12 protein-coding genes are annotated in these 11,122 nt (G+C 68.3%); 7 read left to right on the forward strand and 5 right to left on the reverse strand.

What is annotated here, in order from left to right; all coding sequences use genetic code 11:
* Together V7050_RS12725 and V7050_RS12730 are read left to right on the forward strand one after the other, a co-directional pair.
* Positions 1-829, forward strand: an 829-nt coding sequence (locus tag V7050_RS12725; protein WP_324410622.1) for a cation diffusion facilitator family transporter, incomplete at its 5' end; no start/stop codon positions are given.
* A gap of 28 nt (positions 830-857) precedes the next feature.
* Complete coding sequence (locus V7050_RS12730; RefSeq protein WP_324367014.1) at positions 858-1,775, forward strand: homoserine O-succinyltransferase; 918 nt, start codon at positions 858-860, stop codon at positions 1,773-1,775.
* A 25-nt stretch (positions 1,776-1,800) separates the two neighbouring features.
* Here the strand turns inward: V7050_RS12730 and V7050_RS12735 are convergent, their stop codons facing one another.
* Complete coding sequence (locus V7050_RS12735) at positions 1,801-2,202, reverse strand: hypothetical protein (protein WP_324374094.1); 402 nt, start codon at positions 2,200-2,202, stop codon at positions 1,801-1,803.
* 221 nt (positions 2,203-2,423) lie between these two features.
* On the opposite strand from V7050_RS12735, the gene V7050_RS12740 reads away from it, so the two are divergent.
* From V7050_RS12740 to V7050_RS12750, 3 genes are all read left to right on the forward strand, one after another.
* A complete protein-coding gene (locus V7050_RS12740) occupies positions 2,424-2,900 on the forward strand; it encodes an RDD family protein (RefSeq protein ID WP_324367010.1) in 477 nt (158 codons plus the stop codon).
* A gap of 105 nt (positions 2,901-3,005) precedes the next feature.
* Positions 3,006-3,824 (forward strand): arginyltransferase, encoded by an 819-nt coding sequence (locus tag V7050_RS12745; protein ID WP_324367008.1) that lies wholly within the window; start codon positions 3,006-3,008, stop codon positions 3,822-3,824.
* A 133-nt stretch (positions 3,825-3,957) separates the two neighbouring features.
* Positions 3,958-5,046, forward strand: coding sequence for a TRAP transporter substrate-binding protein (locus V7050_RS12750; RefSeq protein ID WP_324367006.1), 1,089 nt, complete (start codon positions 3,958-3,960; stop codon positions 5,044-5,046).
* A gap of 3 nt (positions 5,047-5,049) precedes the next feature.
* On the opposite strand, the gene V7050_RS12755 is transcribed toward V7050_RS12750, so the two are convergent.
* The 4 genes from V7050_RS12755 to V7050_RS12770 form a co-directional block, all read right to left on the reverse strand.
* Positions 5,050-5,640: a DedA family protein gene (locus V7050_RS12755; protein WP_324367004.1), complete on the reverse strand. Its 591-nt coding sequence runs from the start codon at positions 5,638-5,640 to the stop codon at positions 5,050-5,052.
* Entirely contained in the window at positions 5,637-6,008 is a 372-nt protein-coding gene (locus V7050_RS12760; protein WP_324367002.1) for a hypothetical protein, read from the reverse strand. Before V7050_RS12760 ends, V7050_RS12755 begins: the two co-directional genes overlap by 4 nt.
* 110 nt (positions 6,009-6,118) lie before the next feature.
* Positions 6,119-7,510, reverse strand: a complete 1,392-nt coding sequence (locus tag V7050_RS12765) for a TRAP transporter large permease (protein ID WP_324367000.1) — start codon at positions 7,508-7,510, stop codon at positions 6,119-6,121.
* Between the two features lie 3 nt (positions 7,511-7,513).
* Positions 7,514-8,065, reverse strand: a complete 552-nt coding sequence (locus tag V7050_RS12770; RefSeq protein ID WP_324366998.1) for a TRAP transporter small permease subunit — start codon at positions 8,063-8,065, stop codon at positions 7,514-7,516.
* A gap of 386 nt (positions 8,066-8,451) precedes the next feature.
* Between V7050_RS12770 and V7050_RS12775 the strand changes: the two genes are divergently transcribed.
* Positions 8,452-10,206: an acetolactate synthase 3 large subunit gene (locus V7050_RS12775; RefSeq protein WP_324366996.1), complete on the forward strand. Its 1,755-nt coding sequence runs from the start codon at positions 8,452-8,454 to the stop codon at positions 10,204-10,206.
* A gap of 16 nt (positions 10,207-10,222) precedes the next feature.
* Positions 10,223-10,783 carry an acetolactate synthase small subunit gene (gene ilvN, locus V7050_RS12780; RefSeq protein ID WP_324366993.1) on the forward strand — a complete coding sequence of 187 codons (561 nt, stop codon included), beginning with the start codon at positions 10,223-10,225 and terminating at the stop codon, positions 10,781-10,783.
* Positions 10,784-11,122 lie beyond the last annotated feature (339 nt).

The following is an 11,122-nucleotide window of genomic DNA, read 5'->3' on the forward strand; positions in this document are numbered from 1 at the left end:
GGTCGAGGTCATCGGCGGGATCCTCGCCGGCTCGCTGGCGCTGGTGGCCGACGCCGGCCACATGATGACCGACTTCGCCGCGCTGTCGATGGCCTGGCTCGCCTTCCGCGTCGCCCGCCGCCCCGCGGACGCACGGCGCACCTATGGCTTCGACCGGCTCTCGGTGCTGGCGGCCTTCGTGAACGGACTGGCCCTGTTCGCCATCGCCTTCTGGATCCTGGTCGAGGCGATCCGAAGGCTCGCCGAGCCACAACCGGTCGCCGGCGGGCTGATGCTGGCGGTGGCCGCGGCCGGTCTCCTGGTCAATGTCGCGGCGTTCTGGATCCTCTCGCGCGGCGACCGCGGCAATCTCAACCTGCGCGCGGCGCTGCTGCATGTCGCGGGCGACCTCCTGGGATCCGTGGCGGCGATCCTGGCGGCGCTGGTGATCCTCGGCACCGGCTGGACGCCGATCGACCCGATCCTCTCGGTCCTCGTCGCCTTCCTGATCCTCTACTCGGCCTGGAACGTCGTGCGCGAGAGCGCGCATATCCTGCTCGAAGGCGCGCCGCCGGGCGCCGATCCCGACGGCATCGCCGAGGATCTGCGCGCTTCGGTGCCGGAAGTGATCGAGGTGCGCCACCTCCACGCCTGGTCGATCAGCGAGTCCCGACCGATGGTCACGCTCGAGGCGCTGATAGCGGCGGAAGCCGATCCCGAAGCCGTGCGGCGGGCGATCAAGTCTAGGCTCGCCGAGCAGTTCGGCTTCGACCACGTGACGGTGGAGGTGCAGGACGAGCGCGCCGCCGATGCAGCGAGGTTGCCGGCAGGCTGTTCCGGGCCTATCTAGGCGTCTTCGCCGACGGAACCCCGAAGCCATGCCGATCAAGATCCCCGCGACGCTGCCTGCCCATGACGTGCTCCGGCGCGAGGGCGTGATGGTGATGTCCGAGGAGACGGCGCTGCGCCAGGACATCCGCCCGCTGCAGATCGGGCTTCTCAACCTGATGCCCAAGAAGGTGCAGACCGAGACGCAGTTCGCCCGCATGATCGGCGCGACGCCGCTGCAGATCGAGCTGACGCTGATCCGCATGTCCGAGCATCAGTCGCGCAACACTTCCGCCGCGCATCTCGAGACCTTCTACGAGCCCTTCGCCACGGCGCGCGAACGCAAGTTCGACGGGCTGATCATCACGGGGGCGCCGATCGAGCATCTGGAATTCGAGGCGGTGGACTACTGGCCTGAGCTCCGCGAGGTCTTCGACTGGACCCGGACCAACGTGCATCGGACCATGGGCATCTGCTGGGGCGGAATGGCGTTGCTCCACCATTTCCACGGCGTGCCCAAGCACCTGCTGCCCGCCAAGGCCTTCGGCTGCTTCCGCCATGCCGCGGTGGAGCCGGCCTCGCCCTTCCTGCAGGGGTTCTCCGACAGCCTCATGGTTCCCGTCAGCCGCTGGACCGAGGTGCGGTCCGAGGACGTGCGCCTGCACCCCGAGCTGCGGATCCTGCTCGATTCCCCCGATGTCGGGCCATGCCTCATCGAGGACACGCCCAATCGGGCCCTCTACATGTTCAACCATCTCGAATACGATTCGACCACGTTGAAGGAAGAATACGACCGCGACCTGATGTCGGGCGGCCCGATCGCCATGCCGGTCAACTACTTCCCCGACAACGATCCCGCCCGCGCGCCGGAGAACCGCTGGCGCAGCCACGGCCAGCTTCTCTACGGGAATTGGATCAACGAGATCTACCAGACCACGCCCTTCGACACCGCGGACATCGGATCCTGAGCGGCCCGATCCTCGCGGCGGCGGTTCACCCGGCCGAGCGCGTTCGGGATTGCGCCGGATCCGGCGGCGCTCCCGGCCCCTGCCGGACCCGCTCGCCCGCCGCCGACCCGGAATCGGCCGGCACGCTGCCGCCTAGCCCCCCGCCGGCCGCGGCGATCTCCCTCGCCGCACCCGATACCGTGAGGCGGGCGAGCCTGTCCCGGTCGACGACGAGGCCGGCCGCGCGCTCGGGCTGGCGGGTCAGGATCCGACCGACCTCCCGGGCGACCATCCGCCGCAGTACCTTGGTCTTGCGGTCGAGCCCCGCCTCCCGCGACCTGAGCCAGGCGACCGGCCCCGCGAGCCGCCCGAATTCGGAGATGAGCGCTTCGGCCTCGAGCACCGCGGATTGCTCGCGCTCATACCAGACCATCAGGTATTTCAACATTGACTGCCCCCTCGTTTATTTTGTTTTCTTGATTCTATTCCCATAGCGGTACTTCACAAAACGCGACCTCGCATTTCCCGGCATACCGGCGGAAATCCGCCGAGAACCGCCCTGCACCCCGACCGCGCCGCGACCGGCCACGGCATCGGTCGGGTGCCCTGCCTTGCGGCGGCATGCCTCCGGCCCCATCTGAGGCCCCGAGCCATTGAGAGACCTCGCCGATGCACCAGACCTACGGGTTTTCCGGCCCCATGGACGGCCTTCCCGATCCCGACCGCGACCGCCAGTTCTACGAAGGCGTGCAGTCCCGACGGCTGGCGGCCTGGTTCGTGGATCTCTTCGTGATCCTGCTGGCGGGCGTGCCGGTCGCTCTCGTCTTCGGGCTCGCGACCTTCGGCTTCGGCTTCGCGCTCTTTCCCCTCGTGGTCGCCGGGGTCGGCTTCGTCTACCGGACCCTGACAATCGCCGGACGCTCGGCGACCTGGGGCATGCGGGTGATGGGCATCGAGCTTCGGCGCCACGACGGGACGCGCTTCGACCTCGCCACGGCGGCGCTGCACACGGCGATCTATTCCGTCGCCTTCAGCGTGGTGATCCTCCAGGCCATCAGCTGCATCTCCATGCTGAGCACCCGCTACGGCCAGGGCCTGCCGGACATCATCCTTCGCACCACCGCGATCAACCGCCCCGCCGACTGACGGCGGCGCCATCCGTTCACCTCTGGAAGAGAATCCGGTTGCCCGAGCGCGGCGGCTGTAGTTAGCATTCCATTAGCCAAGAGGAGGATGCCGTCGGGGCCGCACATGCGCCACAGCCTGCCGCAGCAGCATCAATTCTACGTCACGGCCCCGCAACCCTGCCCGTATCTGCCGGGCAAGGTGGAGCGCAAGCTGTTCACCGCGCTGCAGGGCGAGGGCGCAGGGCATCTCAACGACGTGCTGTCCCATCAGGGCTTCCGGCGGTCGCAGAACGTGCTCTACCGCCCGTCCTGCGCCGGCTGCTCGGCCTGTCTCTCGGCGCGCATCGTCGTGGCCGATTTCCGGCCCTCCCGCGGGCAGAGGCGCATCCTCAAGCGCAACGCCGGTCTCGAACGGATCGTGCGCAGCCCCTGGGCGACCGAAGAGCAATACGACCTCTTCCGGACCTATCTCGACGCCCGCCACGCCACCGGCGGCATGGCCGACATGGACATGTCCGAATTCGCCGCGATGATCGAGGAGACGCCGGTGCGCAGCCGGGTGGTGGAATATCACCGCCCCGCCGCCGGGATGCGCCGGGGCGAACTGGTGGCGGTCTGCCTCACCGACCTGCTGAGCGACGGCGTCTCGATGGTCTATTCCTTCTTCGACCCCGCGCTGGAGCAGGACAGCCTGGGCGTGCAGGTCATCCTCGATCACATCGCCGTCGCGCGCGAGGCCGGGCTGCCTTACGTCTATCTCGGCTACTGGGTGCCGGGCAGCGCCAAGATGGACTACAAGGCCCGGTTCAAGCCGCTCGAGATCTTCGCCGACGGGCGCTGGACCCTGCTCTCCGACACCGACCAGGCGGAAGCCGCCCGGCGTGCGCATCGCCCGGCGATCAGCGAACAGGTCGCCGCGATCGAGCTTCCGGCGACGAAATAGCGCCGGCGCCGATCGGGAACCCCGCCGCAGCCGGCGCATTCTTGCTATCGGTGGCACCAACCCCTAGGACTCCAACCATATCGCATTGGCCCGACGGCCATTTCGTCGGGGCCCAGACCCACAAGGAGCATGCATGGAACGTCGTCAGTTTCTCGGGGCTGCGGCCCTCACCGCGGCGGGCGGCGCGCTCGCCGCACCGGCGATCGCGCAGGAGCGCACCACCTGGCGCATGGTCACCACCTGGCCGAAGAACTTCCCCGGCCTCGGCGTCGGCGCCCAGCGCCTCGCGGACCGCATCACCACCATGTCGGACGGCCGCCTGACGATCGAGGTCTATTCCGCCGGTGAACTGGTGCCGCCGCTCGGCGCCTTCGATGCGGTCATCGAGGGCTCGGCGGAGATGAGCCACGGCGCGGCCTATTACTGGCAGAACAAGTCACCCGCGACGGCCTTCTTCACCGGCGTTCCCTACGGCATGACCTCGCGCGAGCTCGCCTCCTGGATCCGCTACATGGGCGGGCAGGAGCTCTGGGACGAGGTCTACGACCAGTTCGGCGTCAGGGGCTTCATCAACGGCGACACCGGCACCCAGGCCGGCGGCTGGTTCCGCGACGAGCTCACCGGGCTCTCCGACCTCCAGGGACTGAAGTTCCGCACGCCCGGCCTCGGCGGCAAGGTCTGGGAGAAGATGGGCGCGACGGTCGTCAACATGGCGGGCGGCGAAATCTTCGCGGCCCTGCAATCGGGCGCGCTCGACGCCGCGGAATTCGTCGGCCCCTACAACGACCTCGCGCTCGGCTTCTACCAGATCGCCAAGAACTACTATCTCTCGAGCTTCACCGAGCCGGGGCTCGCGACCGAGCTCGCGGTCAACAAGGCCAAGCTCGCCGCCCTGCCCGCCGATCTCCAGATGATCGTCGAGATCGCCTGCCAGGCGGAATACGATCAGGTCGCCTGCGATTTCTACGCGAACGATCCGCGGTCGCTGGCCATCCTGGTCGACGAGCACGGGGTCAAGACGCATCAGTTCCCCGAGGAGATCCTCGAGGCCGGCGCCAAGGCTTCGGCCGAGATCTTCGCCGAGCTGCGCGCCTCCGACGATGCCCTGACCCAGAAGGTGACCGAGAACTATCTCGCGGCGCTGAACCTGCTGCGGACCCGCACGCAGAACACCGACACGCCGTTCCTGCTGGCGCGCGAGAAATACTTCAGCGTCAGCTGAGGGTCACGACCGCGTCCGCAGGACAGATCGCAGCCGCAGCGTCAGCACCAGGCTGACCGCTGCCGCCGCCAGCATCCAGACGAGATCGCCGCTCACCGCGGCGATCTCGACGATGTCCCGGCTGAAGGCATAGCCGAGCCCGAAATAGAGACCGACCCAAACGATCTCGCCGGCGACATCGAAGACCGTGAACCGGCGCCAGGACATGGCGGTCATGCCGCCCACGAGGTTCACCGCGGGCCCGATCGGCGCCAGCAGCCAGCGCGTGAAGAAGACCGCAGCGCCCCCGAAACGGCCGATCAGCTGCCGCGCCCGCGCGAGCGCCCCGGACATCCCGCGCCTTTCGGCGAGGCCCGCCGCGCGCTCGGTGCCGGCCGCCCCGAGCCAGTATCCCGCCTGATCCCCGAGCAGCGCACCGGCGAGCCCCGCCGCGATCGCCGCCGCCGGGACCAGATCGCCGCTCGCCGAGAACGACCCCGCCGCGAGCAGCGCGAGCGATCCCGGCACCGGCAGACCGAGGCATCCGGCAAAGGTCACGAGAAAGACCACGGCGAGGCCGTAGACCGGCACGAGACCTAGGACCGCTTCGATCAAGGCCGGTCCGGAACCACGGGCTGCTCCGTCCGTCCCGCGCGCTCCTCGGCGATCACCGCGAGCAGGGTCACCTCGACCTCGGCGAGCGGCATCCCGTTTCGGGCCGCGATCTCGTCGAGGGTCAGGCGCGGCCGCTGGTCCGGATCGAGGCCGAGGGCCTCGGCGAGGCGCAGCCGGTCCACGTCATAGGAATGCGCGACGTAGCCGACCGTCATCCAGCCGGCCAGCGTGGCGTCGCGGTGCCCGGCCCAGTAGAGCGTCGAGATTGTCAGGCGGATGGCGAAGAAGAGCGTGACGAGGCAGGCAGCCACGAGCGCGAGCACCAGCCCGCGATGCCGCCGCCAGAGAAGGATCAGCCAGTCGAACATTCGATCACGCGCTCCCGCAGAGGCAGGTTCAGGATGCCCCGCGATCGGGCCGAAGCCGGGCGGCTACCGTCCACGCTCCCTGCCCGCTTCGCAGAACGATCGCGGCCACCTCAATCGTAGAGCACGGACGGCAGCCAGGTCACCATCCCCGGAAAGGCGATGAGAATGGCGATCACGAGGATCTGCAATGCGACGAAGGGCATGGCGCCCCGATAGATGTCGCCCGTGGTCACGCTCGCCGGGGCGACGCTGCGCAGGTAGAAGAGCGAGAAGCCGAAGGGCGGCGTGAGAAAGCTCGTCTGCAGATTGACCGCGACGATGACGCCGAGCCAGACCGGATCGACATCCATCATCAGGAGCACCGGCGCGGTGATCGGGATGATCACGAAGATGATCTCGAAGGTGTCGAGGATGAACCCCAGCACGAACATCAGCGCCATCACGAAGACGATCGCGCCGATCTTCTCCCCCGGCAGGCCGGTGATGAACTCGGCCACGAGCTTGTCCCCGCCGAGCATCCGGAACACCAGGCTGAAGACCGAGGCGCCGATCAGGATGACGAAGATCATCGAGGTCGTGGTGGCGGTCGCCTCCATCACCGACCGCAGGTTCGGCCAGTTGAACCGGCCGCGCAGCGCGGCGAGCGCCATCGCCCCCACCGCGCCGACTGAGGCCGATTCCGTGGGCGTCGCGATCCCGGCGAGGATCGAGCCGAGCACCGCGACGATCAGGGCCAGCGTGGGCAGCATGGTGACCAGCACGTCGCGGCGCAGCCCCGCCCGCTCCGCATCGGTCGAGACGAGCGCGGGACAGCTGGCCGGATCCCGCATCGCCTTCCACAGCACGAAGGCCATGTAGACCAGCACCAGCAGCAGGCCGGGGATGAAGGCGCCCGCGAAGAGATTACCGACCGAGACCACCTGCGGCGCGAAATTGCCCTTCTCCATCTGCACCTGGGCGTTCATCCCGCCGAGCATGTCCCCCATGAAGATCAGGATCGTCGAGGGCGGGATGATCTGCCCCAGGGTGCCGGAGGCGCAGATCACGCCGCTCGCGAGCCGGGGGTCGTATTTCGCCCGCAGCATGGCCGGCAGCGACAGCAGGCCCATCGTCACCACCGTCGCACCGACGATCCCGGTCGAGGCGGCAAGCAGCGCGCCAACCACGATCACCGAGAGCCCCAGCCCGCCGCGCAGCCGCCCGAAGAGCCGTCCCATGGTCACGAGGAGCTGCTCGGCGATCCCCGAGCGCTCCAGCATCATGCCCATGAAGATGAAGAGCGGCACGGCGACCAGCACCTCGTTGAGCATGATCCCGAGATAGCGCGGCGCGAGGCTCGAAAGGTTCGACGGATCGAAGGCGCCGAAGAGCCACCCCACCCCGGCGAAGACGAGCGCCACGCCGGGCAGCGTGAAGGCCACCGGGAAGCCGAGCAGCAGCACGCCGATGATGGCGACGAACATTCCCAGGCTCAGCGCCTCGCCGATCATCACCGGGTCCATGGCTCAGCCTTCGCCGCCGGAGTACCGCAGGCGGTCGGGGAGCAGCTCCTCGCTCCCGGCGAGCACGAGGACCCCGCGCAGGAACATCGCCAGCGCCTGGAGGCCGATCACCGCCACGAAGACCAGAACGAAGCTCTTGAGAATGTAGAGCCCGGGCAGGCCGCCGACATTGGCGCTGCCCTCGCGCAACGCCCAGGAACGCTCCACGTAAGGAAGGCTCCAGACGGTCAGCACCACCAGGAAGGGCGCGACGAAGACGACCGCGCCGACCATGTCGACCAGCGCCCTGCGCCGCGTCGGGGCGTCGCGATAGAAGACATCCACGCGCACGTGGCCGTCGCGCATGAGAGTATATCCGGCGATCCCCATGAACATCATGCCGTTCAGCCAGACATAGAGGTCCTGCAGCGGCACCGCGCCGAGATGGAAGACGTAGCGCAGCGTGACGACGACGAAGCAGACCAGCACGATCCCGAGCGAAAACCAGGAGAAGATCCGGCCGAGGAACCCGTTGAAGCCGCAGATGGCCCGCACGATCGCTGCTATGATCCGCATGTCTCTCCCGCCGGCCGTCGAGCGGCCATATTTTCGCGTCCGGACCCGGATTCTGCAAGTGCGAGTCGAGGGCGCCGGACGCGCGGCCCCGTTTGATGCCGAGACCCGGGCCGGAACGAACAAAAACAACCCGAACGCCCGGGATCCGGCAATCTTCGCGACATTTGAGCGGTTGACCGGGCGGCGGCGAGTACCTAAGACGGCGGCAGGGGAGATCCGATGAGACCGAAACCCATCCTCGTAGCGGACGGCGCGGACCGGCGAAGGCACTAGCCTCGACCGGATGCCGCGCCTTGGCCCCCGTTCGGGGCCATTTTTGTTTGGGGCGGTTGCCCCGGGATACCGTCGGCAGGCTGTGGCCGGCGGGAGGAAGAAGGAAGAGCGAGATGACCCGTCGCATGACCGGCGCGCAGATGGTGGTCCAGGCCCTCAGGGATCAGGGCGTCGACACCGTATTCGGCTATCCCGGCGGCGCGGTCCTGCCGATCTATGACGAGATCTTCCAGCAGAACGACATCCGCCACATCCTGGTGCGCCACGAGCAGGGCGCGGCCCATGCGGCCGAGGGCTATGCCCGCTCCACCGGCAAGCCCGGCGTCGTGCTCGTCACCTCGGGCCCCGGTGCCACCAATGCCGTCACCGGCATGACCGACGCGCTGATGGATTCCATCCCGCTCGTCATCCTCACCGGGCAGGTGCCGACCTTCCTGATCGGCAACGATGCCTTCCAGGAGGCCGATACCGTCGGCATCACCCGGCCCTGCACCAAGCACAACTGGCTGGTGAAGGATCCCGCACAGCTCTCCGAGGTCATCCACCAGGCCTTCCACGTCGCCACGAACGGCCGGCCCGGCCCGGTTCTCGTCGACATCCCCAAGGACGTGCAATTCGCCACCGCCGCCTATTCGCCCCCCGACAAGGCGCGCATCGGCCATTACCAGCCGCGCAGGAAGGGCGATCCGGCGGCGATCCTCGCGGCGGTCGAGGCGCTGGAGCGGGCCGAGCGGCCGGTGCTCTATTCGGGCGGCGGGGTGATCAACTCCGGCACCGAGGCGTCGCGGCTGCTGCGCGAGCTCGCGGATTCCACCGGCTTTCCGATCACCTCGACGCTCATGGGGCTCGGCGCCTATCCCGCTTCCGGCAAGGGCTGGATCGGCATGCTGGGGATGCACGGCACCTATCAGGCCAATTGGACGATGCATGATTGCGACTTCATGCTCTGCATCGGCGCGCGGTTCGACGACCGGATCACCGGGCGGCTCGACGCCTTCAGCCCCGGGTCGATCAAGGTCCATATCGACATCGACCCCTCCTCGATCAACAAGAACATCCATGTCGACATTCCGATCGTCGGCGACGTCGGCACGGTCCTCGCCGAGATGCTCGATCTCTGGAAGGCGCGGGGCCGCGTCACCGCCTCGGAGGCGGTCGCGAAATGGTGGCAGCAGATCGAGCGCTGGCGCGGGCGGAACTGCCTCGCCTACCGCAACTCGGACAAGGTCATCAAACCGCAATTCGCGCTGGAGCGGCTCGAGGCGGCGACACGGGACCGCGATCGCTATATCACGACCGAGGTCGGCCAGCACCAGATGTGGGCGGCGCAGTACATGGGCTTCGAGGAGCCGAACCGCTGGATGACCTCCGGCGGCCTCGGCACCATGGGCTACGGGCTGCCGGCCTCGATCGGCGTGCAGGTCGCCCATCCCGAGGCGCTGGTCATCAACGTGGCGGGCGAGGCCTCCTGGCTGATGAACATGCAGGAGATGTCGACGGCGGTGCAGTACCGGCTGCCGGTCAAGCAGTTCATCCTCAACAACGAGCGCCTCGGCATGGTCCGCCAGTGGCAGCAGCTCCTGCACGGCGAGCGCTATTCCTCGTCCTGGTCCGAGGCGCTGCCGGATTTCGTCAAGCTCGCCGAGGCCTTCGGCGCGAAGGGGATCCTCTGTTCCGATCCGGCCGATCTCGACGAGGCCATCGCCGAGATGCTCGCCTACGACGGGCCGGTGATCTTCGACTGCATGGTGGAGAAGCACGAGAACTGCTTCCCGATGATCCCGTCGGGCAAGGCGCATAACGAGATGCTGCTCGGGGAGGACGCGACCACGGACGCGATCGAATCCGGCGGCGCGGTGCTGGTTTGAGCCCCGGAGAGACGCGATGAACGCACTCAGCCTCAAGAAGGGCGCTTCCAGCCACAGCGCCTACGACCTGAAGAACCCGCTGGGCGACCGGCAGGAGACCCATACCCTCGCCGTGCTGGTAGACAACGAGGCCGGCGTGCTCGCCCGCGTCATCGGGCTCTTCTCCGGGCGCGGCTACAATATCGAGAGCCTGACCGTCGCCGAGACCGACCACGAGGGGCATCGCTCGCGCATCACGATCGTCACCACCGGCACCCCGGCGGTGATCGAGCAGATCAAGGCGCAGCTCGGCCGGCTGGTGCCGGTCCATGACGTGCACGACCTGACGGTCGAGGGCCCCGCCGTCCAGCGCGAGCTGGCGCTGGTCAAGGTCGCGGGCACCGGCGAGAAGCGGGTGGAGGCGATGCGGCTCGCGGACGTGTTCCGCGCGCGGGTGGTCGATACCACGCTCGAGAGCTTCGTCTTCGAGATCACCGGCACGCCGGAGAAGGTCGACGCGCTGATCGGGCTGATGCGCCCGCTCGGCCTGGTGGACGTCGCCCGCACCGGGGTCGCCGCGATCGCCCGGGGGGCGTGACGCGGCCCACGGGAGCGCCAAATGCGCTGTCCCCATGGGGACAGCGCGCAAGGCGCTGATATGTTTCGATAAAAGTGTTAACGCCGCATTTCGGCGGCCTTCCGTCCGACCGAGGCTGGGTGTCGGGACAGGGAAGAGGCCGCGCCCCGCGCAGCCCGCTCAAGATACCCCCGGACCGAAAAGGCGAGGCGCCGGTGGCGCCTTGTCCGGTCCGGTCGCCCGGAGGCGCGAGCCGCAGGGCGAGGGGAGTGCAGTTTCACCGTCGGTTGAGGATCGGGCCGCGCCGGCCCTGGACGGTGCGCAAAGCGCGCCGGCCCCGGGGAGGGCCGGCGCGGCCCG

Origin of the sequence: Amaricoccus sp. (genome assembly GCF_036846665.1) — a bacterium.
GTDB lineage: Bacteria > Pseudomonadota > Alphaproteobacteria > Rhodobacterales > Rhodobacteraceae > Amaricoccus.